At 70.1% G+C, this 24,987-nt stretch carries 22 protein-coding genes; 13 read left to right on the top strand and 9 right to left on the bottom strand.

From position 1 onward, the window contains the following. Positions 1 to 66: 66 nt before the first annotated feature. Complete coding sequence (locus U5640_RS31265; protein ID WP_340379966.1) at positions 67 to 648, top strand: TetR/AcrR family transcriptional regulator; 582 nt, start codon at positions 67 to 69, stop codon at positions 646 to 648. 25 nt (positions 649 to 673) lie between these two features. Here the strand turns inward: U5640_RS31265 and U5640_RS31260 are convergent, their stop codons facing one another. Continuing rightward, positions 674 to 1,492 carry an EI24 domain-containing protein gene (locus tag U5640_RS31260; protein WP_340379964.1) on the bottom strand — a complete coding sequence of 273 codons (819 nt, stop codon included), beginning with the start codon at positions 1,490 to 1,492 and terminating at the stop codon, positions 674 to 676. Between the two features lie 79 nt (positions 1,493 to 1,571). Between U5640_RS31260 and U5640_RS31255 the strand changes: the two genes are divergently transcribed. Next, a complete protein-coding gene (locus U5640_RS31255; RefSeq protein ID WP_340379962.1) occupies positions 1,572 to 2,717 on the top strand; it encodes a serine hydrolase domain-containing protein in 1,146 nt (381 codons plus the stop codon). A gap of 85 nt (positions 2,718 to 2,802) precedes the next feature. Here the strand turns inward: U5640_RS31255 and U5640_RS31250 are convergent, their stop codons facing one another. Then, positions 2,803 to 3,822, bottom strand: a complete 1,020-nt coding sequence (locus U5640_RS31250; protein ID WP_340379961.1) for an NADP-dependent oxidoreductase — start codon at positions 3,820 to 3,822, stop codon at positions 2,803 to 2,805. A 100-nt stretch (positions 3,823 to 3,922) separates the two neighbouring features. On the opposite strand from U5640_RS31250, the gene U5640_RS31245 reads away from it, so the two are divergent. Together U5640_RS31245 and U5640_RS31240 are read left to right on the top strand one after the other, a co-directional pair. Continuing rightward, positions 3,923 to 4,375 carry a MarR family transcriptional regulator gene (locus tag U5640_RS31245; protein ID WP_340379959.1) on the top strand — a complete coding sequence of 151 codons (453 nt, stop codon included), beginning with the start codon at positions 3,923 to 3,925 and terminating at the stop codon, positions 4,373 to 4,375. A 134-nt stretch (positions 4,376 to 4,509) separates the two neighbouring features. Continuing rightward, a complete protein-coding gene (locus tag U5640_RS31240; RefSeq protein WP_340379957.1) occupies positions 4,510 to 5,391 on the top strand; it encodes a prohibitin family protein in 882 nt (293 codons plus the stop codon). A gap of 99 nt (positions 5,392 to 5,490) precedes the next feature. Here U5640_RS31240 and U5640_RS31235 read toward each other — a convergent pair whose 3' ends face one another. The 7 genes from U5640_RS31235 to U5640_RS31205 all read right to left on the bottom strand — a co-directional run bounded on the left by U5640_RS31235 (position 5,491) and on the right by U5640_RS31205 (position 13,412). Then, complete coding sequence (locus U5640_RS31235; RefSeq protein WP_340385721.1) at positions 5,491 to 5,670, bottom strand: hypothetical protein; 180 nt, start codon at positions 5,668 to 5,670, stop codon at positions 5,491 to 5,493. 156 nt (positions 5,671 to 5,826) lie between these two features. Beyond that, positions 5,827 to 6,852, bottom strand: a complete 1,026-nt coding sequence (gene yjfF, locus U5640_RS31230) for a galactofuranose ABC transporter, permease protein YjfF (protein WP_340379955.1) — start codon at positions 6,850 to 6,852, stop codon at positions 5,827 to 5,829. Further along, entirely contained in the window at positions 6,852 to 7,961 is a 1,110-nt protein-coding gene (locus U5640_RS31225; RefSeq protein ID WP_340379953.1) for an ABC transporter permease, read from the bottom strand. Before U5640_RS31225 ends, yjfF begins: the two co-directional genes overlap by 1 nt. Continuing rightward, the gene (locus tag U5640_RS31220) at positions 7,958 to 9,508 is read right to left on the bottom strand and encodes a sugar ABC transporter ATP-binding protein (protein ID WP_340379951.1); all 1,551 of its coding nucleotides are present in this window, start codon (positions 9,506 to 9,508) and stop codon (positions 7,958 to 7,960) included. The genes U5640_RS31225 and U5640_RS31220 overlap by 4 nt, the downstream gene beginning before the upstream one ends. A gap of 97 nt (positions 9,509 to 9,605) precedes the next feature. After that, positions 9,606 to 10,607: an ABC transporter substrate-binding protein gene (locus U5640_RS31215; RefSeq protein WP_340379949.1), complete on the bottom strand. Its 1,002-nt coding sequence runs from the start codon at positions 10,605 to 10,607 to the stop codon at positions 9,606 to 9,608. Between the two features lie 132 nt (positions 10,608 to 10,739). Then, complete coding sequence (locus tag U5640_RS31210) at positions 10,740 to 11,786, bottom strand: LacI family DNA-binding transcriptional regulator (protein ID WP_340379947.1); 1,047 nt, start codon at positions 11,784 to 11,786, stop codon at positions 10,740 to 10,742. 402 nt (positions 11,787 to 12,188) lie between these two features. Beyond that, a complete protein-coding gene (locus tag U5640_RS31205; RefSeq protein WP_340379945.1) occupies positions 12,189 to 13,412 on the bottom strand; it encodes a hypothetical protein in 1,224 nt (407 codons plus the stop codon). Positions 13,413 to 13,669: 257 nt separating this feature from the next. Between U5640_RS31205 and U5640_RS31200 the strand changes: the two genes are divergently transcribed. The 9 genes from U5640_RS31200 to U5640_RS31160 all read left to right on the top strand — a co-directional run bounded on the left by U5640_RS31200 (position 13,670) and on the right by U5640_RS31160 (position 24,984). Next, positions 13,670 to 14,827 carry a mandelate racemase/muconate lactonizing enzyme family protein gene (locus U5640_RS31200; RefSeq protein ID WP_340379943.1) on the top strand — a complete coding sequence of 386 codons (1,158 nt, stop codon included), beginning with the start codon at positions 13,670 to 13,672 and terminating at the stop codon, positions 14,825 to 14,827. Then, on the top strand, positions 14,824 to 15,828 hold the full coding sequence (locus U5640_RS31195) for an alcohol dehydrogenase catalytic domain-containing protein (protein WP_340379941.1): 1,005 nt from the start codon (positions 14,824 to 14,826) through the stop codon (positions 15,826 to 15,828). Before U5640_RS31200 ends, U5640_RS31195 begins: the two co-directional genes overlap by 4 nt. A 125-nt stretch (positions 15,829 to 15,953) precedes the next feature. Next, positions 15,954 to 16,922, top strand: coding sequence for a hypothetical protein (locus U5640_RS31190; RefSeq protein WP_340379939.1), 969 nt, complete (start codon positions 15,954 to 15,956; stop codon positions 16,920 to 16,922). Between the two features lie 141 nt (positions 16,923 to 17,063). Next, positions 17,064 to 18,170 (top strand): multiple monosaccharide ABC transporter substrate-binding protein, encoded by a 1,107-nt coding sequence (gene chvE / locus U5640_RS31185; protein WP_340379937.1) that lies wholly within the window; start codon positions 17,064 to 17,066, stop codon positions 18,168 to 18,170. 32 nt (positions 18,171 to 18,202) lie between these two features. Continuing rightward, a complete protein-coding gene (gene mmsA / locus U5640_RS31180) occupies positions 18,203 to 19,753 on the top strand; it encodes a multiple monosaccharide ABC transporter ATP-binding protein (protein ID WP_340379935.1) in 1,551 nt (516 codons plus the stop codon). Further along, positions 19,750 to 20,994, top strand: a complete 1,245-nt coding sequence (gene mmsB / locus U5640_RS31175) for a multiple monosaccharide ABC transporter permease (protein WP_340379933.1) — start codon at positions 19,750 to 19,752, stop codon at positions 20,992 to 20,994. Before mmsA ends, mmsB begins: the two co-directional genes overlap by 4 nt. A gap of 100 nt (positions 20,995 to 21,094) precedes the next feature. Continuing rightward, a complete protein-coding gene (locus U5640_RS31170) occupies positions 21,095 to 22,147 on the top strand; it encodes an aldose epimerase family protein (protein WP_340379931.1) in 1,053 nt (350 codons plus the stop codon). 213 nt (positions 22,148 to 22,360) lie between these two features. Continuing rightward, positions 22,361 to 24,097: a histidinol-phosphate transaminase gene (locus U5640_RS31165; protein WP_340379929.1), complete on the top strand. Its 1,737-nt coding sequence runs from the start codon at positions 22,361 to 22,363 to the stop codon at positions 24,095 to 24,097. A gap of 119 nt (positions 24,098 to 24,216) precedes the next feature. Then, on the top strand, positions 24,217 to 24,984 hold the full coding sequence (locus tag U5640_RS31160) for an intradiol ring-cleavage dioxygenase (protein WP_340379927.1): 768 nt from the start codon (positions 24,217 to 24,219) through the stop codon (positions 24,982 to 24,984). The last annotated feature ends 3 nt before the right edge of the window (positions 24,985 to 24,987 follow it).

The following is a 24,987-nucleotide window of genomic DNA, read 5'->3' as shown; positions in this document are numbered from 1 at the left end:
CATCGTGCATCGGTTACCTGTAGAGCGGTAGGTTTCGTTATCGCGCCGTTATATTTTGGTGGTGGGATGCCGTACGGTGACGGCATGAGCGCCAGAACCAGGAGCGAGGAGCGGCGGGCCGAGATCGTCCGGGCCGCTCTGGAGGTGATCGCCGAGCGCGGCTACCGGGGGGCGAGCCTGGCGGCGGTGGCGGAGCGGGTGGGACTGACCCAGCAGGGGCTGCTGCACCACTTCCCCACCAAGGAGGCGCTGTTGGTGGCCGTCCTGCAGGAACGCGACCAGTGGGACGCGGTGCCCGACACCCGGTGGCGGGTCGATCTGCTCACCGCGCTCGTCGACTACAACGCGATGCGGCCGGGGATCATCCAGACCTTCTCGGCGCTGCTCGGCGAGAGCGTCACGGAAGGGCATCCGGCGCGGGAGTACTTCACCGAGCGGTACACGGGCGTACGGCGGACCATGGCGCAGGCCCTGCGCGCCCAGTACGGCGACCGCCTGCCGAACGGGCTGACGCCCGAGCGCACGGCGCCCCTGCTGGTGGCGGTGATGGACGGGCTCCAGTACCAGTGGCTGCTGGATCCGGAGTCGGTGGACATGGCGGCGGCGTTCCGGGACTTCCTGCGGCTGCTGGGCGAGGAAACCGCGTAGGCGGGTCTCGGGGCCGGCGGGTGGATCACCTGGTCGGCTCGTCCTCGGGGTGGCCGGCTGCCAGGTGGTCGGGCTCGGGGCGGTCGTCGCCGTCGCGGGTCTCCTCGCCGAGCAGGTCGCGGGCCATGAGGGTGGCGCCCGCGACCGCGCCCGGCATCAGGAACACCGCGACGACCGGGACCAGGAAGGCGAGGCCGAGCGGGGTGCCGAAGCCCCAGACCAGGGTCTTGCGGGAGCGGAGCAGGGCGAGGCGGGCGCGCAGGTCGACGTCACGGCGCTGGAGCGCGACGGCGGTGAGTTCCTCGGTGAGGAAGAAGCCGGTGACGAAGAAGCCGATCACGGGGACGACGGTCTGCCCGACGAAGGGGACGAACCCGAGGCCGAACAGCAGGACGCCCCACACCCCGGCGCGCACCAGGACGCGCAGGCTGTCCCGCGCGGAGATCCACAGCTCGCGCCAGAGCGGCAGTCCGGACTCGGGGGCGGTGCCGTCGGGGGACACGTCACGGTCGACGGCCTCGGAGAGGCTCTCGTAGAAGGGCTGGCCGATGAGCAGGGTGACGGCGGTGAAGGTGAGGACGGCGAGCAGCAGACCGAGGGCGAAGAGCACGACGAGGAGGAAGCCCCGGAAGAGACCCGGCCAGGGGCTCGACCAGTCGTCCGCGAAGGGCGTCGCCCACGTCACGAAGTCCCCGCCCCACACGCCGAGCGCGACGAGCGCCGCCACGTACAGCACCAGGGTGATCAGCCCCGGCAGCAGCCCGAACCCGTACTGCCTGCCGTTGCGGGCCGCCCACCGCTGGCCCTCCACCAGATACTGAAAACCCACCCCGAGATCTCGCATGCCCGCACTCTATGTTGAGTCGAACGGGCATGCCTCGCCGTACCGATCCCCAGAGGCGGCTGAGTGCGAGGAGAAGCGGATGACCAGGGAGATCCACGGCACCGTGGCCGACGGTTTCGAAGCGGTGCGGGACGAGTTCAGCGCGTTCGTGGCGGAGGAACAGCCGGACTACGAAGGTCAGTTGTGCGCGTATGTGCACGGGCGGCGGGTCGTCGACCTCTGGGCGGCGTGCGAGGCCGACGATGTGTACGGCGTGTTCTCGTCCACCAAGGGCGCCGCCCATCTGGTGGTCGCCCTGCTGGTCCAGGACGGCACGCTGGAGCTGGACCGCAAAGTGACCTACTACTGGCCGGAGTTCGCGGCCGAGGGCAAGGGCCAGCTGACCCTGCGCGAGCTGATCTCGCACCGGGCCGGAGTGGTGGGCACCGACACCGGGTTCTCCCGGCAGGAGCTGGCCGACGACCGGCAGCTCGCCGAACGCCTCGCCGACCAGCGGCCGTTCTGGCGTCCGGGCACCGCGTTCGGCTACCACGCCATGGTCATCGGGGCGCTCACGGGCGAGGTGGTGCGCCGGGCCACCGGCCGTACGCTGCAGGAGGTGTACGAGGAGCGGGTGCGCGCCCCCTACGGGCTGGACTTCTTCCTGGGCCTGCCCGCCGCGCACGAGCCGCGGTTCCGCACCACCCTGCCGATGACCCTCACGGCCGAGCAGCGGGCGCTGCTGGACGCCGAGGCCGGTGGACCGCACACGCTCACCTCCATCGCCTTCAACCGGCACACCGCCGAGCCGACCGACCTGGAGGGGCTGCCCAACGACCCGCTGGTCCGGGCCAAGGGTCCGGCCTCGGTGGGCGGGGTGGCCTCGGCGCGCGGTCTCGCGGGGCTGTACGCGGCGGCGATCAGTGAGCGGGAGGGGAAGGCGCCGCTGTTGAAGGAGGACACGGCGGCGGAGTTCGGGCAGGTGCACTCGGTCGGCTACGACCTGGTCTCCCGCGGGCACCGGGCGTACGGGCTCGGTTTCCAGGCGACCGCGGACGTCCACCACCCGTTCCTGGGCGCGGGGACGTTCGGGCACGCCGGGGCCGGCGGCAGCCAGGCGTTCGCGGATCCGCGCAGCGGGCTGGCCTACGGGTACACCCGGCGCCGGATCGCGTTCCCGGGTGGCGCGGCCGCGGAGAACGACCGGCTGGCGGCGGCCGTGCACCGGGCGGCGCTCGCCGGGTGACCCGGCGCCGGGCGAAGGCCGCACCCCACGTCCAAGGGTGCGGCCTTCTCCGTACGCAACGACCGGCGGCCGGGCCGCGTCACGGTCAGAGCTTGACGATCATCTTTCCGGTGTTGTCGCCGCGCAGCACCCCGAGGAACGCCTCCAGGTTGTTCTCGATGCCCTCGGCGACGGTCTCGCGGTACTTCAGCTCGCCGGAGCGGATCCAGCCGCCGACCTCGCGGACGAACTCCGGCTGGAGGTCGTAGTGGTCGCCGACCAGGAAGCCCTCGATGCGGCCGCGGGTCTGGATGAGACGGGCGAGGTTCTTCGGGCCGGGGGCGGCCTCGGTGTTGTTGTAGACGGAGATCATGCCGCAGATCACGATCCGGCCGCGCTCGTTGAGGGAGCCGATCGCGGCCTCCAGGTGGTCGCCGCCGACGTTGTCGAAGTAGACGTCGACGCCGTCGGGGGCGGCGGCGCGCAGCTGCTCGGCGACGGGGCCGTTCTTGTAGTTGAACGCGGCGTCGAAGCCGTACTCCTCGACGAGGAGCTTGACCTTGTCGTCGGAGCCGGCCGAGCCGATGACCCGGGAGGCGCCCTTGAGCTTGGCGATCTGGCCGACCTGGCTGCCGACGGCACCCGCGGCGCCCGACACGAAGACGGCGTCGCCCTCCTTGAAGGCGCCGGTGCGCAGCAGGCCGGCGTAGGCCGTGAGACCCGTCATGCCGAGGACGCCGAGGTAGGTGGAGAGCGGCGCGGCCTCGGGGTCGACCTTGACGGCCTGGGCCGCGTCGATGGTGGCGTACTCGCGCCAGCCGCCGAAGTGCAGGACGTGGTCGCCGACGGCGATCCCCTCGGCGGCGGAGGCGACGACCTCGCCGACGGCCCCGCCCTGCATGGCCTTGCCCAGCTCGAAGGGGGCGACGTAGGACTTGGCGGCGCTCATCCGGCCGCGCATGTACGGGTCGACGGAGACGTAGGCGTTGCGCACGAGCACCTGGCCGGGGCCGGGCCGCCGGATCTCCGCCTCGGCCAGCTCGAAGTCCTCGGGCTTCGGCCAGCCGACGGGACGGCTGAGCAGACGCCATTCGCGGCCGGTGGCGGGCAGGGCGGAGTCAGTCATGGGTGGTGCCTTTCACATCAAACGCCAAATGTTTCACTACCTGAAACAACCATGCGCCTGAATATTTCATGTTGTCAAGTAAAGGGGTATCCTCGACGGCATGGCCACCTCACCCAGTACCCCCCTGCCCGACGCCCTCACGCTGGAGGTCGTGGAACTCATCGGCGAGGTCGTGGCCCGCTACTACGAGGACTACGAGGAGGCGGCCTCCGACCACACCCTCACCGGCGCCCAGGCCCGGCTGCTCAGCCTGCTCTCCCTCGAACCGCTGCCCATGCGCAAGCTGGCCCAGAAGCTGAAGTGCGAGCCGTCCAACGTCACCGGCATCGTCGACCGCCTGGAGACCCGCGGCCTGGTCGAGCGCCGGCCCGACCCGGCCGACCGCCGGGTGAAGCTGGCCGCGGCGACGGAGGAGGGGCGCAGCGTCGCCAAGGGCCTGCGCGCGTCCCTGCGTTTCGCCCGCGAGCCCCTGGCTGGGCTCGCGGAAGAGGAACGGGTGGTTCTGCGCGGACTGCTCCGCCGGATGCTGACGGATGAGGCGAACGGCGTCTGACATCGCGGTGAATCCCTGACGACCGGGGGTGCAGACCCGTTACGGCCCGTGCACCGCGGCCTTTACGATGCGCTGCGCCGCGTGTCGCACCGGCGGCGACGCGGTATCGCGTCCAAGGGGGGATCTCTGTGTTCGTGCTGTCCATACTGCTGCTGACAGCGGCGGTCGTGCTGTTCCTCGTCGGCCGGGGCCGCGAGGAGTCGGGGTGGCGGATCGGGGCGGCGCTCGGCGTCGTGGGGGGCCTGCTGTTCGGGGTGTTCTCGTGCGTGCACGTGGTGAGCGCCTACGAGGTCGGCGTGCCGGTGACCTTCGGCAAGGTCGGCTCGCCCATGACGTCCGGCATCCAGTTCACGTCGCCGTTCACCGACGTGACGTCCTTCTCCACGCGTCCCGTCGACCTCAACCTCTACGACAAGGACGTGGTCGAGGTCCGCTCCTCGGAGGGCGGGGTGCTGGACGCGGACGTCACCGTCAAGTGGGCCGTGATGCCGTCCAGGGCGGTCGAGCTGTACCGGCTGGCGGGCAGCGCGGAGGCCGTCCAGGCCCGTCTGGTGGTGCCGGACAGCCGCGAGATCATCCGCAACGTCTTCGCCAAGCACACCAGCGAGGAGGGCTACGCCTCGGCCCGGGAGCAGATCGGCGCGGAGATCGCCGCCTCGATCAAGGAGCGGCTGGCGCCCCGCGGGATCGACGTCGCCGTCGTCAACCTGCGCAATGTGAAGCCGTCGAAGGAGCTCCAGGAGCAGATCGACAAGAAGATCCAGCAGGAGCAGGCCACCGAGCGGTCCCTGGAGGCGGCGCGCACGGCCAAGGCCGAGGCCGAGCGCAAGCGCATCGAGGCGCAGGGCGTCGCCGACGCCAACAGGATCATCGAGCGCTCGCTGACCGACAAGATCCTCTACAACCAGTGCCTGGACGCGTACAAGGAGGCCGCCAAGGCCAACCCGGTGTACGCGGTCCCGTGCGGGACGGACGCGAACGGGACGCCGGTGATCGTGGACAACGGGAAGAAGTGAGCACGGCGGGGGCTGCCGCGACGGTCCGTCGTGCGCCCGCGGGTCCGTCGTGGCCGTCGCGCAGTTCCCCGCGCCCCTTGAGGGCCGTGGTCGGGGCCCTCAGTCGTTCTGGCCCGTGCTGTTGCTCCTGATGTCGGCCCTCCTGGCCAGGCGGCCGGCTGCCAGGGTCGCGGTGGCGACCGCCCGGGTCCAGCGGGGGCCGCCGCGCGCCGCCCACCAGACGCAGGCGCATCCTCCCACCGTGAGGACGAGGAGGACGGACAGGGCGAGCAGCATCACGGGGGGCTCCTTCTTCGGGTTCCGGGAGGGCGCGGCGGACGGCGCCCTGCCGTTCTGCACGCCGGGGTCCAAAGCCCGGTTCCCCGGCAACGGCGAAGGTCCGGCGCACGGGTGCCGTGCGCCGGACCTTCGCCGTTCTGCTGCCGGCCCCGCGGGTCAGGCTTTCTTACGGGTCGTCATGAAGCGCTGGATCAGGATGAACGCACAGAGCAGCACACCCGTGGCGATCTTGGTCCACCAGGAACTGAGGGTGCCCTCGAACTGGATCAGGCTCTTGATCAGGCCGAGGACGAGGACGCCGAACAGGGTGCCCAGGACATAGCCGGAACCGCCGGTCAGCAGGGTGCCGCCGATGACGACCGCGGCGATCGCGTCGAGTTCCATGCCGGTCGCGTGCAGGGGGTCGCCGGACTGGATGTACAGGGTGAACAGGAGTCCGGCGAGCGCCGAGCAGAAGCCGCTCACCGTGTACACCGCGATCTTGGTGCCGCCCTGCGGGAGACCCATCAGCAGGGCCGACTGCTCGTTGCCGCCGATGGCGTACACCCGGCGCCCGAAGCGGGTGTAGTGCAGGACGTAGAAGGCGACGGCGAGGACGACCAGCGAGACGACCGCGCCGATCGAGAGGAAGCCCATGCCGAGGGAGACCTGCGCCTGGGCCATGCTGCTGACCCCGGAGTCGCTGATGGAGATCGACTCCTTGCTGATGACCAGGCACAGGCCGCGGAAGAGGAAGAGGCCGGCGAGGGTCACGATGAAGGGCTGGATCTCGAAGTTGTGGATCACGTAGCCCATCAGGAAGCCGCCGAACGCGCCGACGGCGAGGGCCAGCGGGATCACGAGGGCGAGCGGCAGCCCCTGGCGCTCCACCAGCCAGGCGGTGAACATCGTGGTGAAGCCGATCATCGAGCCGACCGAGAGGTCGATGCCGCCGGACAGGATGACGAAGGTGACGCCGACCGCGGCCACCAGGAGGTAGCCGTTGTCGATGAACAGGTTCAGGAAGACCTGCGGTTCGGCGAACCCGTAGAACTGGTAGCGGCTCAGGCCCACGCCGTACATGGCGAGGAACAGCAGGGCCGTGGCCGCGACGGGCAGGCGCCGGTCGGCGAGCAGCCGCGCGGCCCTGGACGGCGTACCGCTGTCCGGGGCGGCCTGGGGGCTCTGGGTGGTCGTGGTCATCACGACACCTCCATCTTGGGAGCGGCGTCGGCGGGCGAGGCGGGGTCGGCCGGGGCGACGGCCGGCCGGTCGCCGCCCTTGGCACCGAACCTCGCGCCGAACTTCGCGCCGAAGACCTTGGCGCGGAACTTCGGGGACTGGAGCAGACAGACGACGATGACGACGGCGGCCTTGAAGACCAGGTTGGTCTGGGTGGGGACGCCGATGGTGTAGATCGTGGTGGTCAGGGTCTGGATGACCAGGGCGCCGACGACCGTGCCGCCGATGGAGAACCGGCCGCCGAGCAGCGAGGTGCCGCCGATCACCACGGCGAGGATCGCGTCGAGCTCGATCCACAGGCCGGCGTTGTTGCCGTCCGCGGCGGAGGTGTTGGAGCTGATCATCAGGCCCGCGATGCCGGCGCACAGGGCGCAGAACACGTACACCATGATCTTGATGCGGCTGGACCTGATGCCGACCAGCCGGCTGGCCTCGGCGTTGCCGCCGACCGACTCGACGAGCAGGCCGAGGGCGGTACGGCGGGTCAGCGCCACGGTGACGGCCACGACCACGGCGACGACGAAGATGGAGAAGGGCAGCGTCAGCCAGTAGCCGCCGCCGATCAGCTTGTACGGCTCGCTGTTGATCGTGATGATCTGGCCGTCGGTGATGAACTGGGCGACACCGCGTCCGGCCACCATGATGATCAGCGTGGCGATGATCGGCTGGATGCCCATCCGGGCGACCAGGAAGCCGTTCCACAGGCCGCAGACGACCGCGGCGAGAAGCCCCAGGCCCATCGCGAGCAGCACCCCGGACAGGGCGCCCTGGTCGGCCTGGTCGCTGATGTAGGAGCAGGTCAGCGCACCGGTGATGGCGACGACGGCGCCGACGGAGAGGTCGATGCCGCCCGTGGCGATGACCAGGGTCATGCCGACCGCGACCAGGATGAGGGGCGATCCGAACAGCACGATCGAGACGAGGCTGCCGTAGAGGTGGCCGTCCGTCATCTTGATCGAGAAGAAGTCGGGGGTGAACGGGACGTTGACGAGCAGCAGGAGGATCAGGACCGCGACCGGCCAGAAGAGCTGGTGGTGCGTCAGTGCTCGCCAGCGGGAGGTGGTGGTCACTGGTGTTCTCCGCTCGCGATGGTCTCGAGGATCTTGCTGGTGGTGATCTCGGGCCCGTTGGTGATCCGCGCCACCAGCCGTCGGTCGCGCAGCACTCCGATGGTGTGGCTGAGCCGGAGCACCTCCTCCAGCTCGGCGGCGATGTACAGCACGGACATGCCGTCCTCGGAGAGCGAGACGACGAGTTTCTGGATCTCGGCCTTGGCGCCGATGTCGATGCCGCGGGTGGGCTCGTCGAGGATCAGCAGCTTGGGCTGGGTGATCAGCCAGCGGGCCAGCAGCACCTTCTGCTGGTTGCCGCCGCTGAGCTGGCCGACCCTCGCCTCGGGGTTGGCGGGGCGGATGTCGAGGGCCTTGATGTACTTGGCGACCAGCTCGTCCCGCTGGGCGGCCGGGACGGGCCGGGTCCAGCCGCGGGCGGCCTGGAGGGCCAGGATGATGTTCTCCCGGACCGTGAGGTCGGGCACCAGCCCCTCGGTCTTGCGGTTCTCGGAGCAGAAGGCGACCCCGGCGCCGATCGCGCCGTTCGGGGCGCTGAGCGAGACCTGCTTGCCGTCGACGGTGACCGTGCCGCTGTCGGGGTGGTCGGCGCCGAAGAGCAGCCGGGCGAGTTCGGTGCGGCCCGAGCCGAGCAGGCCGGCGAGGCCGATCACCTCGCCCTTGTCGATCTCCAGGTCGAAGGGGGCGATGCTGCCGGTGCGGCCGACTCCGTCCGCCTTCAGCAGGGTCTCGCCCGCGTCGGAGCGCAGCTGGTGCTCGTGCAGTTCCTCCAGCTGGCCCATGGCCTTGCCGAGCATCAGCTGGACGAGGCCGACCTGGTCGAGGTCGCTCACCAGGTGCTCGCCGACGAGGGTGCCGTTGCGCAGGACCGTCATCCGGTCGCAGACCTCGTAGATCTGGTCGAGGAAGTGCGAGACGAACAGGATCGCCACGCCCTCGTCCTTCAGCCGCCGCATCAGGGCGAAGAGTTGCAGGACCTCGTCGCGGTCGAGGCTGGAGGTCGGCTCGTCGAGGATGAGCACCTTGGTGCCCGGCCCGCCGCCGCTCCCTTCGCCGTCCGCGTCGCCGATCCCCAACGACCGTACGATCGCCACCAGTTGCTGCACCGCCAGGGGGTACGAGGACAGCGGGGCGGTGACGTCGATGTCGAGGCCGAGCCGGTCCACCAGCCGGGCCGCCTCCTGGCGAAGCCGCTTCCACTGGATGCGGCCCATGCGGGTCGGTTCCCGGCCGATGAAGATGTTCTCCGCCACCGACAGGTTGGGGCAGAGGTTGACCTCCTGGTAGACGGTGCTGATGCCGGCCTGCTGGGCCTGCAACGGGCTGGCGAACCGCACGGACTCGCCGTCCAGCGTGATGGTGCCGCCGTCCAGGGAGTAGACCCCCGTGAGCACCTTGATCAGGGTGGACTTGCCCGCGCCGTTCTCGCCCATCAGGGCGTGGATCTCGCCGGGGAAGAGCCGGAAGTCGACGTCCGACAGAGCCCGTACCCCCGGGAACTCCTTGACTATGCCCGCCATTTCCAGGACGGGCCGCGGCTCTGCCATGGCAGCGCTCCTCGTGAGATTGGTTCAGACCCGCAGGGAGCCCCGGGACCGATGGCGCTCGGTCGGCCGCGGGCTCCCCGCCGGTGGGTGCCGTGGGTCAGTACTTGCGGTTCGGGAGCGCGGCCTTGGCCTGGTCCTGGAGGAAGTCGCCTTCCTTGGTCTTGATCCAGCGCTCGACCTTCTGGCCCTCGTGAACCTGCTTCACGACCTCCATCAGCTGGGGGCCGAGCAGCGGGTTGCACTCGACGATGCCGTTGATCTTGCCCTCGGACATGGCCACGAAGCCGTCCTTCACGCCGTCGATCGAGACGATCAGGATGTCCTTGCCGGGCTTCTTGCCGGCTGCCTCGATGGACTGGATGGCACCGATGGCCATGTCGTCGTTGTGCGCGAAGAGGACGTTGATGTCGGGGTTGGACTGCAGGAAGGCCGCCATGACCTGCTTGCCGCCGGCGCGGGTGAAGTCACCGGTCTGGCTGGCGACGATCTTCCAGTCCTTGTGCTCGGCGTCCATGACCTCCTTGAAGCCCTTGGCGCGCTCGATGGCGGGGGCGGCACCGGTGGTGCCCTCCAGCTGGGCGATCTTCACCGTGCCCTTGAGGCCGGCCTTCTCGACGACCGTCGCCAGCATCTTGGCGGCGCGGCGGCCCTCGTCGGTGAAGTCGGAGCCGACCAGGGTGACGTAGAGCGAGTCGTCCGAGGTCTCCACCGAGCGGTCGGTGAGGACCACCGGGATCTTCGCGGCCTTGGCCTCCTTGAGGACGGCGTCCCAGCCGGTGACGACCACCGGCGAGAAGGCGATGACGTCGACCTTCTGGGCGATGTAGCTGCGGATCGCGGAGATCTGGTTCTCCTGCTTCTGCTGCGCGTCGGAGAACTTCAGGGTGTAGCCGGCCTCCTTGGCCGCGTCCTTCACCGAGGTGGTGTTGGCGCTGCGCCAGCCGCTCTCCGCGCCGACCTGGGAGAAGCCGAGCGTGATCGTCTTGCTGCCCCCGGAGGACGAGCCGGAAGAGCTGTCGTCCTTCTTCGCGCAGGCCGCCAGGCCGCCCGCCGCCGCCACGCCGACCGCCGCGGTGAGGAAGTTCCTTCTGCTGAGCATGTTCTTCTCCTTTGAAGAGCCGGCCCGGGGACGGACCTGCTGGTACTCGGGGACCGGCCGCACTGCGTCCAGCCTGTCGATCATCGTTCGGTATTTCGGCCATACTGCGGGGCAGTGCGGCCTACGGATCCGTCAGTGGGGCACGCCTTCGGGTTGGGCGGCGTACGGGAAGGTACTTGCGCGCACGACGAGTTGGGGCTCGATCGCGATCGGGGACGGGGTGGCGGGGGGCCGGCCCTCGATCATCTCCAGGAGCAGCGCGATGCCCTGCTTCCCGACCGCCGAGAAGTCCTGCCGGACGGTGGTCAGGGGCGGCGCGAAGAACTCCGACTCCGGGATGTCGTCGAAGCCGACCACCGCGACGTCCTGCGGGGTCCGCACCCCGGCCTCGCGCAGCGCCCGCAGCACCCCCAGCGCCATCTGGTCGTTGGCGACGAAGACGGCGGTCAGCCCCCGGCCCACCCAGCCGGCCAGCTCCTGCCCGGCGCGGTAGCCCGACAGCGGGCTCCAGTCGCCGCGCAGCAGCAGGGGCGGTTCGATGTCCGCCGCCTCCAGGGTGGCCCGCCAGCCGGCGGCCCGGTCGGCCGCCTCCAGCCAGTCCTCGGGTCCGGCGAGATGCCAGACCCTGCGGTGGCCGGCGGCCAGCAGGTGCCGGGTGGCCAGGCGGGCCCCCAGCCGCTGGTCCACGCCGACACTGGGGATGTCGATGCCCTGACCGCTGCCCACGACCACCACCGGGAACGGGCTGCGGAGTTCGGCGAGGGCGTCCACCGCCGACCGCTGGGGGGCGATCGCCACCACCCCCTCGACCCCGCCGTCGCTGAGGTGGTCCAGGGCCTCGGAGAGGGTCGCCATGGTCAGTTCGCGCAGGCTGACCGTGGAGACGAGGTAGCCCTCGGCGCGCGCCGCCTCCTCCAGCGCGAACAGGGTGCTGGCCGGCCCGTACAGGGTGGTGTCGGAGGCGATGACGCCGAGCGTCCGGGTGCGGCGGGTGGCCAGGGCCCGGGCCGAGGAGTTACGGCGGTAGCCCATCTCCTCGATCACACGGAGCACCCTGGCCCGGGTCTCCTCCCGCACGTTGGGGTGATCCCCGAGGACGCGGGAGACGGTCTGGTGGGAGACGCCGGCCCGGCGGGCGACGTCGGCCATGGTGGGCGGCCGCAGCTGCGCTGGTGACACGGTCGCACCTCCTTGGCGGTCTTCTGTGACGTGCTCTGTGGACGGGTCCTGGTTCGGGGGCGGCGGTTTCCGCGCGGCCGGTTTCACTCCGCGCTGTCCGTGCGCCCAACAGCACTGCCGCGACTGGCAAGTTGGGGCACTTCGGGCACGACGCTCATATCTCCCACACTGACGCTGGACACCGACCGGTGAATGCGGACGTCATTGTGAGCGCTAACAATTCATGGCGGTCAAGAGGGCTGCAACGGAACGTCGTCACGGTTGAATAACGTGCCTGGTGGGTGGAGTTGCTTGGACACTCGTCCAAGGATTGCTCAACGACCGCTCACACCAGCTAAGTTGAGCCATTCTGGGCGTCGCCGGGCCGGGGTCGAGGGGCGTGTCGGCGGGGCCGGCCCGGCTCTAGGAACACCACCACAGGAAACGGGTGCAGGTCTCCGAGGGGGAGGGCGCGGGCGAGGACGGAGCGGAGGCCGTCGGGGCGGCGGTCGGGGTGGAGCCGGAGGGGGCCTTCCCGCCCGAGGTGGCACCGGAGGAACCGGGGACGGCCGCCGACTGGGCTTCCCTGTCCGGGGTGCGGCTCGCGCCTTCGGCGTCCGGGGACTTCGAGGCCGACGGGGACGCGGAGGCGCTGGGGGAGGCCGAGGCCCGTCCCTTGCCCGCGCCCTCGCGGTCGTCCAACGGCTGCGCGGACGCGCTCGGTTCGGCCACCGAGTCGTCCACCTCGGAGGACTCGCCGCCGGCCGCCGCCGGGTTCGGCTTCGAGGAGAACCCGGGCGCGTCCACGCCGAGTTCGGCCAGGCTCAGCCCGCCCGCCGCCAGCACGAAACCGGCGGTGATCAGGACCGTGCGCCTACGGCGTCTGCGGTGGACGGCCGCCTTGCGGTCCCGCCGGCTCGCGTCCGAGGCGTCGGCCGCGTCCTCGCGCCCGTCCCGCCCCTGGCCGCGCCGACGTGCACCGCGCCCCTGCGGCACACCGTCGTCACCGTCCCGCGCGTCCGGCCCGCCGGAACCGGGACGACCGCCCCGCCCACCGACCGCACGCCCGTCCGGGCCGGCGACCGCGCGCTCACCCGACCCACCGACCACGTACTCGTCCGACCCGTCAACCGCGTACTCGCCCCGGTCGTCAACCGCGTACTCGCCCCGGTCGTCAACCGCGTGCCCGTCCCGGTCGTCGACCGCATGCCCGTCCCGGTCGTCGGCCGCATGCCCGCTGCGGCCGTCGGCCGCACGTTCACGCCGGTCATCGGCCGTACGCCCGCCCCAGCCGTCAGCCGCCGGGTCCTCACCGCCGGCCCGCACCTCGCGACCGGCCCAGTCATCCCGCGCGCCGCCATAGGCTGCGCGACCGGCATCCACGCCCCGGTCGTCGCCTCCAGAGACCCCGTGCCCGGCGTGGTCGCCCCGGCGCGCGGCACCGCCGTCGACCTCGCGACCGGCCCACCCGCCCGCGGCGTCGGCGCCCTCACGCCCGCCCCACTCACCCCGGACGCCGTCATCGCCGTACGACTGCGGAGCGAATCCGGCCTCGGGATACGCGGGGGGCAGGACAGCGGGGGCGCCGCATCCCGGGCAGGTGAGGGCGCCGTTGAGGTGCCGTCGGCACGGGTGGCAGTAGTCCATGACGCGGGAAGACTAGGCTCCCCTGCGGTCACCTTCCTGGGCCCGGCTGTGAAAGTTGTGTGGGAAACCGGCCATACCGGTGCGGCGGCCCGGGTGACCTGTCACACACCTCCGACACCCTCGGATGACGAAACGGGCATCGAAACCGTCAAACCGTTACCTGTTCGACCCATTGACACTCCCCTCGCCCCGTCCTTACTGTCTGCCCAGCATTTCGAACATGTGACGAAATCTCGAACAGCCGAAGGGTAACTTCCGTGCGCATCACCGGAATCAGCACGCACGTGGTCGGGACGCCGTGGCGGAACCTGACCTACGTCCTGGTGCACACCGACGAGGGCATCACGGGTGTCGGCGAGACCCGCATGCTGGGTCACACCGACGCGCTGATCGGCTACCTGAGAGAAGCCGAGCAGAACCACATTCTCGGCTCCGACCCGTTCGCTGTCGAGGACCTCACCCGCCGGATGAAGTACGGCGACTACGGCCGCGCCGGCGAGATCGTGATGTCCGGCATCGCGGTCGTCGAGATGGCCTGCTGGGACATCAAGGGCAAGGCCCTCGGCGTCCCGGTGTGGCAGCTGCTCGGCGGCAAGGTCACCGACAAGGTCAAGGCGTACGCGAACGGCTGGTACACCACCGAGCGCACCCCGGAGGCCTACCACAAGGCCGCCCAGGGCGTCATGGAGCGCGGCTACAAGGCACTCAAGATCGACCCCTTCGGCACCGGGCACTTCGAGCTCGACCACGAGCAGAGCCTGTACGCCGTCTCCCTGATCGAGGCCGTGCGCGACGCCATCGGGCCGGACGCCGAGCTGATGCTGGAGATGCACGGCCGCTTCTCCCCCTCCACCGCCGTGCGGCTGGCCAAAGAACTGGCCCCCTTCAAGCCCGCGTGGCTGGAGGAGCCCTGCCCGCCGGAGAACCTGAAGGCGCTGGAGAAGGTCGCCGCCAAGGTCGACATCCCGGTCGCCACCGGTGAGCGCATCCACGACCGCATCGAGTTCCGCGAGCTCTTCGAGAGCCAGGCCGTGGACATCATCCAGCCGGACGTCGGCCACATCGGCGGCATCTGGGAGACCCGGAAGCTGGCCGCGACCGCCGAGACGCACTACATGCTCGTCGCCCCGCACAACGTCGGCGGCCCGGTGCTGACCGCCGCGTCCCTCCAGGTCGGCTTCACCTCCCCCAACTTCAAGATCCTCGAACACTTCAACGACTTCGCCGACGCGGAGATCAAGAAGGTCGTCAAGGGGGCGCCCGAGGTGGTCGACGGCTACTTCCACCTCTCCGACAAGCCCGGCCTCGGCGTCGAGCTGGACGTGGACGCCGCCGCCGAGTTCCCGCAGCAGCAGGCCCGCTTCGACCTGTGGGCCGAGGGCTGGGAGCAGCGGAAGCCGAAGGGCACCCAGTGAGCACCGAGGTCGTCATCGAGGCGCCCGGCGAGCACCGGCTCACCGCGCACACCCCGCGTGAGCCGGGCCCGGGCGAGGCGCTGGTACGCGTCCACGCGGTGGGCATCTGCGGCAGCGACCGCGAGGTGTACCAGGGCAACCGGCCGGAGGGGTACGTCCGTTACCCGCTCACTCCCGGCCACGAGTGGTCCGGGACCGTACAGGCCGTGGGTGCCGGGGTGCCCGCCTCCCTGGTCGGCCGGAAGGTGGTGGGCGAGGGCTTCCGCAACTGCCAGGTCTGCGACCGCTGCCACGCGGGCGAGACGACGCTGTGCACGGACGGGTACGAGGAGACGGGCTTCACCCAGCCCGGGGCGATGGCCACCACCCTGACCCTCCCGGCGCGGCTGCTGCACGCGCTGCCCGAGGACGCCGACCTCACGGCCGCGGCCCTGCTGGAGCCGGCCGCGTGCATCGCGGCCGCCGCCATCAAGGCACGGGCGCTGCCCGGCGAGAAGGTGGCCGTGGTGGGCACCGGGACGCTGGGCATGTTCGCGGTGCAGTTCCTGAAGGCGGGCTCGCCGGCCGAACTGCTGGTCGTGGGCACCCGGGACGACAGGGAAACGCTGTCACGGCGGTTCGGGGCGACCGACTTCCGCACCAAGGACCAGGAGCTCCCCGACGACTTCGACGTCGTGATCGAGACCGCGGGGTTCGCGAGTGCTGCCCGGACGGCCGCCGCACTGCTCCGCAGGGGCGGACGTCTGGTCCTCACGGGCATTCCCGCCGCGGGCGCCGACGGTCTCGACCCGACGGATCTCGTGGTACGGCAGCTGGAGGTGCACACCGTCTTCGGGGCGCCGCCGGACGCCTGGTCGCACACGGTGAGGGTGTTCGGCGCCGGACTGCTGGACCCGCTGCCGCTGGTCACGCACGAACTGCCGCTGGCCGAGTTCCCCGAGGCCATCGAGCTGGTGGGATCCGGCGATCCGAAGGTGGGCAAGGTGCTGCTCAAGCCGTAGCGCGCCCCTCGAGTCGTACGCCGGTGCGGGGGCGACCTGACGGTCCCCGCACCGGCGTACATCCAGACCCACCCGCACCCTGAGCCGCGAACCTTGTCCGATATATCGAACACTAAGGACATCTTGTGACCGACGCTTCCGCCCCGGCAGCCCGTCGACCCGGTGAGCAGGCGCTCGCCGCACTCGGCCTGGGCGCGCCCGCCCTCGACCCCGCCGACGCCTCGCCCCACTCCTTCCCGGGCGGCGGCCGCTGGCGCACCGAGGTCCCTTCGTGCGAGGGCCCCGAGGCGCTGGCCGTCATCCTGAAGGAGGCCTCGCGGCTCGACGTGCCGATCCACCGCATCAGCCAGGGCAGCGGCGTGTGGATGCTGTCCGACGCCGAGATCACCGAGATGGTCGACGCGACGAACGAGCGTGACATCGAGCTCTGCCTGTTCACCGGCCCGCGCGGCACCTGGGACATCGGCGGCTCCACCCGGACCGACTCGCGCGGCGGGGGTCTGCGCGCCCGCGGTCACGACGCCGTCGCCGGCTGTGTCGAGGACGCCGTCCGCGCGACCGAGCTGGGTGTGAAGTGCCTGCTCGTCGCCGACGAGGGCGTGCTGTGGACGCTGCACCGGGCCCGTACGTCCGGCATCATCCCGGCCGACACCACGCTGAAGGTGTCGGCACTGATCGGCCCCGTGAACCCGGCCTCGTACGCCGTGTACGAGCGGCTCGGCGCCGACTCCGTGAATGTGCCCAGCGACCTCACGCTGGACCACCTGACCGAGATCCGCCGGGTCTCCGGTGCCCCGATGGACATGTACATCGAGGCACCCGACGACCTCGGCGGGTACATCCGGATGTACGAAGTGGCCGAGCTGATCCGGCGCGGCGCACCTCTGTACCTGAAGTTCGGTCTGTCCAAGGCCCCGGGGATCTACCCTTACGGCCACCACATGAGGGATCTGACCCTGTCCACCGCACGGGAGCGGGTCCGGCGCGGCCGGCTCGCGCTCGACCTGCTCGCGCGGCACGGCGCGGACGGCGACATGGCCCCTCTGGGCTCCCGGCTGCCAGGTGAACTGAACAGGTTTGACGCCCGGTCATAACGTTCCGGAAACCTCGCTTCACACAAGCCGACACAGGCGCGCAGAATCCCACACACCTCCTTCTCGGTCCTTTCACGGCGTCCCTCCAGGGCGCCCTCGCACCGCGGGACCGAGCCCTGCCACACATCAAGGATGATGATCATGCGTAACCGCAGAGCCGCACTCGCCGCCATAGCCGGAGCCGCCTCCCTCGCCCTCACGCTCAGCGCCTGTGGCCAGAGCGGCGAGGGTGGCAGCAAGGAGGAGAAGGGCAGCGCCAAGGGCGGCACGATCGGTATCGCGATGCCGACCAAGTCCTCGGAGCGCTGGATCACCGACGGTGCCAACGTCGAGAAGGACCTCCAGGCCAAGGGCTACAAGACCAAGCTGGTCTTCGGCGAGGACGACCCCGACCAGCAGGTCTCCCAGATCGAGAACCTGATCACGCAGGGCGTCAAGGCGCTGATCGTGGCCGCGATCGACAACAAGTCGCTGAACAACGTGCTCCAGCAGGCCGCCGACGCCAAGATCCCGGTCATCTCCTACGACCGTCTGATCCTCGGCACGAAGAACGTCGACTACTACGCGTCCTTCGACAACGAGAAGGTCGGCAAGCTCCAGGGCCAGTACATCGTCGACAAGCTCGGCCTGGCCAGCGGCAAGGGCCCCTTCAACATCGAGCTGTTCGCCGGCTCCAACGACGACAACAACACCAAGTACTTCTTCAACGGCGCGATGAGCGTGCTCCAGCCGTACATCGACAGCAAGAAGCTGGTGGTCAAGTCCGGCCAGACCGCGCTCACCCAGGTCACCACCCTGCGCTGGGACGGTGCCACCGCCCAGAAGCGCATGGAGGACAACCTCACCTCGTCGTACACCAAGGGCCGGGTCGACGCGGTGCTCTCGCCGTACGACGGCATCTCGATCGGCATCATCGCCGCGCTGAAGTCGGACGGCTACGGCACCAAGGCCAAGCCGCTGCCGGTCATCACCGGCCAGGACGCCGAGCTGGCCTCGGTGAAGTCGATCATCGCCGGTGAGCAGTCGCAGACGGTCTACAAGGACCTCCGCAAGCTCGCCCAGGTCGCCACCGACATGGTCGACGCCTCCCTCAACGGCAAGAAGCCCGAGATCAACGACACCAAGTCGTACGACAACGGCACCAAGGTCGTCCCCGCCTACCTGCTCCAGCCGGTCAGCGTCGACAAGACGAACTACGAGAAGGAGCTCGTCGAGGGCGGCTACTACACGGCGGACCAGCTCAAGTAAGCGTCGGCCCTTAAGGATTGGAAGGCACGACCATGGCGGGACCCGTCCTGGAAATGCGCTCGATCGTCAAGACCTTTCCCGGTGTGAAAGCGCTGTCGGACGTCTCACTGACCGTCCGTCAGGGCGAGGTCCATGCCATCTGCGGTGAGAACGGCGCCGGGAAGTCCACCTTGATGAAGGTGCTCTCCGGCGTCCATCCGCACGGCACCTACGAGGGCGACATCCTCTTCGAGGGAGAGGTCGTCCACTTCAAGGACATCCGCGCGAGCGAGCAGCACGGCATCGTCATCATCCACCAGGAACTGGCGCTGTCGCCGTACCTCTCCCTCGCGGAGAACATCTTCCTCGGCAACGAGCACGCCAAGGGCGGGTTCATCGACTGGCGGGAGACCCTGCGGCACGCCACGGAGCTGCTGCGCCGGGTCGGTCTGCACGACCACCCGGAGACCCGCGTCGCCGACATCGGCGTGGGCAAGCAGCAGCTCGTGGAGATCGCGAAGGCGCTGTCGAAGAAGGTGAAGCTGCTCATCCTCGACGAACCGACCGCGGCGCTGAACGACGAGGACAGCGACAAACTGCTCGATCTCATCCTGGAGTTGAAGAAGCAGGGCATCACCTCGATCATCATCTCCCACAAGCTCAACGAGATCCGCAAGGTCGCCGACTCGGTGACGATCATCCGCGACGGCCAGACCATCGAGACGCTCGATGTGAAGGCGGCGGAGACGACCGAGGACCGGATCATCAGCGGCATGGTCGGCCGCGACCTCGACCACCGCTTCCCCGAGCGCACCCCGCACGACGCGGAGGTGGACGCGGCTCCCGCCCTGGAGATCCGCAACTGGACCGTGCACCACCCGATCGACCAGCAGCGCAAGGTCGTCGACGACGTGTCGATCCAGGTACGGCGCGGGGAGATCGTCGGCATCGCGGGCCTGATGGGCGCCGGCCGCACCGAACTTGCGATGAGCGTCTTCGGGCGGACCTACGGCCGGTACTCGGGCGGCACGGTCCTCAAGGACGGCAAGGAGATCCGTACCAGGACCGTCGCGGAGGCGGTCGACCACGGCATCGCGTACGTCACCGAGGACCGCAAGCACTACGGCCTCAACCTCATCGACACCATCAACCGCAACATCTCGCTGACGGCCCTGAGCAAGGTGGCCAAACGGGGCATCGTCGACGAGCACGAGGAGCGGCAGGTCTCCGAGGGCTACCGCAAGACGATGAACATCAAGGCGCCGACCGTCTTCGAGCCGGTGGGCAAGCTGTCCGGCGGCAACCAGCAGAAGGTCGTCCTCAGCAAGTGGATCTTCGCGGGTCCGGACGTGCTGATCCTGGACGAGCCCACGCGCGGCATCGACGTCGGCGCCAAGTACGAGATCTACACGGTCATCGACCAGCTGGCCGCCGAGGGCAAGGCGGTCGTCTTCATCTCCTCCGAGCTGCCCGAACTGCTCGGCATGTGCGACCGCATCTACACCATGGCCGCCGGACGGCTCACGGGCGAGGTCCCGCGGGCCGAGGCCACGCAGGAAGTGCTGATGCGTCAGATGACGAAGGACAAAGAGGTAACGCGATGAGCACGGACGTGACCAAGAGCCCGGCGGCGGCCCCGCCCGGGAAGAGCGGGGGCTCGGCCACCGGCGGCGGACTGCTGCAGCTGATGCTGGACGGCCTGCGCCGCAACATGCGGCAGTACGGCATGCTGATCGCGCTCGGCCTGCTCGTGGTCCTGTTCCAGGTGTGGACCGGCGGCGACCTGCTGCTGCCGCGCAACGTCTCCAACCTGGTCCTGCAGAACAGCTACATCCTGATCCTCGCGATCGGCATGATGCTGGTGATCATCGCGGGTCACATCGACCTGTCCGTCGGATCGGTGACGGCGTTCACCGGCGCCTTCGCGGCCGTACTGACGGTGCAGCACGGAGTGGCGTGGCCGCTCGCGCTGGTGCTGTGCCTGGCCATCGGCGCGGTGGCCGGCGCGGTGCAGGGGTACCTGATCGCGTACCTCGGCATCCCCTCCTTCATCGTCACCCTCGCGGGCATGCTGATCTTCCGTGGTCTGACGGAGATGTTCCTGAAGGGCCAGACCCTCGGCCCGTTCCCGGACGGCCTCCAGGAGATGGGCAACGGCTTCCTGCCGGAGGTCGGCCCGAACACGAACTACCACAACCTCACGCTGCTGCTCGGCTTCGCCCTGCTGGGCTTCGTGGTCCTCCAGGAGGTCCGCGACCGCAAGCGTCAGCAGGAGTTCGCGCTCGAGGTGGCGCCCAGGAACCTCTTCCTGCTCAAGCTCGTCGCCATCTCCGCCGCGATCCTCGCCGTCACGATGCTGCTCGCCAGCTACAAGGGCGCGCCGATCATCCTGATCGTCCTCGGCGCGCTGGTGGTCGGCTACGGCTACATCATGCGCAACGCCGTCTTCGGCCGTCACATCTACGCGATCGGCGGCAACCTGCCGGCGGCGAAGCTGTCCGGCGTCAAGGACAAGAAGGTCACCTTCCTCGTCTTCCTGAACATGGGCGCGCTCGCGGCCCTGGCCGGTCTGGTGGTCGCCGCCCGGCTGAACGCGGCCTCGCCGAAGGCGGGTCTGAGCTTCGAACTCGAGGCCATCGCCTCCTCGTTCATCGGCGGCGCGTCGATGAGCGGCGGTGTCGGCACCGTCCTCGGCGCGATCATCGGTGGTCTCGTCCTCGGTGTCCTGAACAACGGCATGAACCTCCTGAGCGTCGGCACCGACTGGCAGCAGGTCATCAAGGGCCTCGCCCTGCTGCTCGCGGTCGGCTTCGACGTCTGGAACAAGCGCAAGTCCGGTTCGTAGACCGGATCGACCGCGCAGACCGGATACGGACCGGATCGGGCCCCGCCGTGCGGCGGGGCCCTTCCCATGAGGTCCTGTGAACTGTGAACAGGGAGGCGCAATGCCGGTGAAGTCGCTGTTCGGCGAGCTGGCCGACGGCACGGAGGTCCACAGCTGGGCGCTGGAGAACGGCGGGACCCGGCTGGAGGTCCTCTCCTACGGCGGGATCGTGCGGTCCCTGGAGATCCCCGACCGCGAGGGCCGCCGCGCGAACGTCAGCCTCGGGTTCGCCACGATCGAGGAGTACGTCGAAAAGACCCCGTACTTCGGCGCGCTGATCGGCCGCTACGGCAACCGGCTCGGCGCGGGCCGCTACCCCCTGGACGGCGTGACCCACCAGGTGGACGTCAACGACGGGCCGAACAGCCTGCACGGCGGGGCGGAGGGCTTCGACCGCCGCCTCTGGGACGTGGACCCCTTCGAGGAGGGCGGGGAGGTCGGCCTGCGGCTGTCCCGCACCAGCCCCGACGGCGAGATGGGCCACCCCGGCACACTCGCGGTCCGGGTGACGTACGCCCTCACCGCGGACGGCGGCTGGCGGATCGACTACGAGGCCACCACCGACCGCCCGACGGTGGTCAACCTGACGAACCACGTCTACTGGAACCTGGCCGGCGAGGGCAGCGGCCCGGTCACCGGCCACGAACTGGCGATCGCCGCCGCCCGCTACACCCCGGTCGGCCCTGGGCTGATCCCCACGGGCGAGCTGGCCGAGGTCGCGGGCACGCCCTTCGACTTCCGGACGCCCAAGGAGATCGGCCGCGACCTGCGGGTCGCCGACCCGCAGCTGCTGCACGGCCAGGGCTACGACCACAACTGGGTCCTCGACAAGGGCGTCACGCGGGAGCCGGTCCCGGTGGCGTTCCTGCGCGACCCGTCCTCCGGCCGCACCCTGACGGTGGCCACGACCGAGCCGGGCCTGCAGTTCTACTCCGGCAACTTCCTCGACGGCACCCTGACCGGCCCGGGCGGCCGGGTCTACCGCCAGGGCGACGCGCTCTGCCTGGAGACCCAGCACTTCCCGGACTCCCCCAACCAGCCGTCGTTCCCCTCGACGACGCTGCGGCCCGGGCAGACGTACCGCTCGACGACGGTGCACACCTTCGGGGTGTGACGACGGGCACCGGGGCCCCGGAGACCCGGCCCTTGATCCGCGCACCCGGATGTGAAACCCGGGGTGACGGTTCCGCAACTCACATTTTTTTCACATCGGTTGAACGGGGTGACACACATCCCCGTATGTACGTGTGGCCCGTGCTCCCCCGCTCGGGCCACCCAGACGACGGGCCCGGTCGTCCCCAGCGGGCCCGCCCCCTACGGAGGTTCCATGGCCGACAACGTCACCTCGTTGTTCCGCAGTACGGCGGCGCACAGCCCGTCGATGGCGGCGCTGACACGAGAAGGCGGCGACGGGACGGGTCCGGTCGACTTCTGTATTCCCTGCAACCCCTACTTCCCCACTCCGGCCATGATGGACACCATGTCCGCCAAGCTGCGGGACATCGTCACCTACTACCCCAGCAGCGCCGACACGATCACCGCCGAGCTGTGCAACCTCCTCCAACTGCCCCCGTCCGCCGTCGCGATGGGCAACGGCTCCACCGAACTGATCACCTGGATCGACCATCTGCTGATCCGTGAGTCCGTCGCCGTCCCCGTGCCCACCTTCGGCCGCTGGACCGACCAGCCGATGGAGACGGGCAAGCGCGTCGACATGTTCCCGCTCCAGGAGTCCAGCGGCTTCGCCCTCGACCTCGCGCAGTACGCCGACTTCATCCGCACCCGCGGGACCCGGGTCGCGGTCATCTGCAACCCGAACAACCCCGACGGCGGCTTCCAGCACAAGCGCGCCCTCGTGCAGTTCATGGACGCGATGGCCGACCTCGACCTGATCATCATCGACGAGTCGTTCCTGGAGTTCGCCGACGCCGAGCAGGAACCCAGCGTCGTGCAGGAGGCCATGATCCGGCCGAACGTCATCGTCCTGCGCAGCCTCGGCAAGAACTTCGGTCTGCACGGCATCCGGTTCGGCTACATGGTGGCCAACCCCTCCCTGGCCGGCAAGGTCCGCTCGATGCTGCCGAAGTGGAACCTCAACGCCTTCGCCGAGTACGTGGTCTTCATGCTCAAGGAGCACGGCGCCGAGTACATGCAGAGCCTGATACAGGTGCGCCGGGACCGCCTCGACATGGCCAGCCAGCTCTCGGCCCTCCCCGGCCTGACGGTCTACCCCTCCCAGGGCAACTTCCTCTTCGTGCGCCTTCCCGTCGGCGCCGAGGGCACGGTCGTGCGGGACCGGCTGCTCACCGAGCACCGCATCCTGATCCGTGAGTGCGGCAACAAGATCGGCTCCTCCAGCCGTTTCGCGCGGCTCGTGGTGCGCCCCCAGGTGGACGTGCGTCGCCTGGTGTCCGGCCTGGAGCAGGTGCTCTACGGAACCCGGCGGGGAGCTCCCGTGCCCGAGCTGAGCCCCGGGATCAGCTACAGCTCGGGCACGGCCGCCGTGGACCGGCTGCTGGTCGAGGCGACCAACGGGGCGGGCATGCAGGGCCTCGCCGCTCAGGCCATGGGCATGCCGGGACTGGTCCCGGCGCCGGCCGCCGCGGGCCTGCCCATGCAGGCGCCCGCGGCGGCGCAGGCCGCCCCGTCCAACGGCGCCGGGATGCCGCTGCCGGCCGCCGCACAGGTCTTCCCCCAGCCTGTGCCCGCGGCCGCTCCGGCCCCGGCGCCGGTCCCCGCGCCCGCCGCCCCCGCGCCGATGATGACTCCGGCGATGGCTCCGGCCATGACACCCGCGATGGCTCCAGCAATGGCTCCGGCCATGCAGACGCCGATGGCTCCGGCCATGGCTCCCGCCATGCAGGCGCCGATGGCCCCCGTGCCCGCCCCGGCCCCGGCTCCGGCTCCCGCCCCGACTCCGCCCGGGGTCCCCGCGCGCGGGGGACTCACCGCCGCGCAGGTGCGGGGGACGAACGGACTGGCGCCCGCGCCCGCCACGGGGTGGCCGAACGTCCAGCCCGCCCAGTCGTGGCCGAACGCCGCCGGGATGGGGCAGGCCGGGTAGGCGCCGTCGGAGACGCGGGCCACCGGCTGTCGACACGCGCCCGGCAAGTAACTTGACGGGCGCTCACTTTAATGGTCTGACAGCTTCCCAACAGAAACCGTTCCTACGGTGCCGTGTTCATGACAGACACCTCGGAAACTCGCAGCCCCATCGGACGCCGTACGGTGCTGATGGCGACGGGCGCCACCGCCGCCACCCTCGCCGTCGGCGCCGCCGCGTCGACCGAAGCCCCCACCGTCACGGCCGACCGCACCGCTCCCGTCGCCGCCGCGGCCGTCTGCACCCTCACCAGGGAGATGACCGAAGGCCCCTACTACCTCGACGGACAGTACGTCCGTTCCGACGTCACCGAAGGCAAGGCCGGCATCCCGCTGAAGCTGGCCCTCACCGTGGTCGACGCCGGCAGATGCGCCCCGCTCGGCAACGCCCTGGTGGAGATCTGGCACGCAGACGCCCTCGGCGAGTACTCCGGTTACGTCGGCAACAACGGCCACAGCGAACCGGACGACGGCACCTTCCTGCGCGGCGGTGTGCTCACCAACTCCAGCGGACTCGCCTCGATCACCACGATCTACCCCGGCTGGTACCGCGGCCGCTGCATCCACGTCCACGTCAAGGTCGCCACCGGTGTCACGGTCTCCTCCGACGGGCACTTCTCCGGCGGCCGGGAGCTCCACACCGGCCAGCTGTTCTTCAGCGAGACCATCACCACCGCCGTCGCCAGGGTCTCCCCGTACACGACCAACACGGTCACCCGCACCACGCTCGCCCAGGATTCCATCTACGACGGCGGAGGCGCCGCCTCCGGTCTGCTGACCCTGACCGCCCTGGGGAGCTCCACCTCCTCCGGGTACGCGGGCACCCTGACCCTGGGTGTCGACACCTGAGCT

The sequence above is a fragment of the Streptomyces sp. SS7 genome (genome assembly GCF_037993025.1).
GTDB lineage: Bacteria > Actinomycetota > Actinomycetes > Streptomycetales > Streptomycetaceae > Streptomyces.
This window is presented reverse-complemented; position numbering and strand designations above follow the sequence as displayed.

What these genes read in the sequence shown, in the direction of transcription:
- U5640_RS31205 (WP_340379945.1), bottom strand. Translation starts at nt 13,412, where the DNA reads ATGGACTACTGCCACCCGTGCCGACGGCACCTCAACGGCGCCCTCACC.
- U5640_RS31220 (WP_340379951.1), bottom strand. Translation starts at nt 9,508, where the DNA reads ATGGCAGAGCCGCGGCCCGTCCTGGAAATGGCGGGCATAGTCAAGGAG.
- U5640_RS31250 (WP_340379961.1), bottom strand. Translation starts at nt 3,822, where the DNA reads ATGACTGACTCCGCCCTGCCCGCCACCGGCCGCGAATGGCGTCTGCTC.
- chvE (WP_340379937.1), top strand. Translation starts at nt 17,064, where the DNA reads ATGCGTAACCGCAGAGCCGCACTCGCCGCCATAGCCGGAGCCGCCTCC.
- U5640_RS31245 (WP_340379959.1), top strand. Translation starts at nt 3,923, where the DNA reads ATGGCCACCTCACCCAGTACCCCCCTGCCCGACGCCCTCACGCTGGAG.
- U5640_RS31260 (WP_340379964.1), bottom strand. Translation starts at nt 1,492, where the DNA reads ATGCGAGATCTCGGGGTGGGTTTTCAGTATCTGGTGGAGGGCCAGCGG.
- mmsB (WP_340379933.1), top strand. Translation starts at nt 19,750, where the DNA reads ATGAGCACGGACGTGACCAAGAGCCCGGCGGCGGCCCCGCCCGGGAAG.
- U5640_RS31215 (WP_340379949.1), bottom strand. Translation starts at nt 10,607, where the DNA reads ATGCTCAGCAGAAGGAACTTCCTCACCGCGGCGGTCGGCGTGGCGGCG.
- U5640_RS31170 (WP_340379931.1), top strand. Translation starts at nt 21,095, where the DNA reads ATGCCGGTGAAGTCGCTGTTCGGCGAGCTGGCCGACGGCACGGAGGTC.
- U5640_RS31160 (WP_340379927.1), top strand. Translation starts at nt 24,217, where the DNA reads ATGACAGACACCTCGGAAACTCGCAGCCCCATCGGACGCCGTACGGTG.
- U5640_RS31165 (WP_340379929.1), top strand. Translation starts at nt 22,361, where the DNA reads ATGGCCGACAACGTCACCTCGTTGTTCCGCAGTACGGCGGCGCACAGC.
- yjfF (WP_340379955.1), bottom strand. Translation starts at nt 6,852, where the DNA reads ATGACCACGACCACCCAGAGCCCCCAGGCCGCCCCGGACAGCGGTACG.
- U5640_RS31265 (WP_340379966.1), top strand. Translation starts at nt 67, where the DNA reads ATGCCGTACGGTGACGGCATGAGCGCCAGAACCAGGAGCGAGGAGCGG.
- mmsA (WP_340379935.1), top strand. Translation starts at nt 18,203, where the DNA reads ATGGCGGGACCCGTCCTGGAAATGCGCTCGATCGTCAAGACCTTTCCC.
- U5640_RS31255 (WP_340379962.1), top strand. Translation starts at nt 1,572, where the DNA reads ATGACCAGGGAGATCCACGGCACCGTGGCCGACGGTTTCGAAGCGGTG.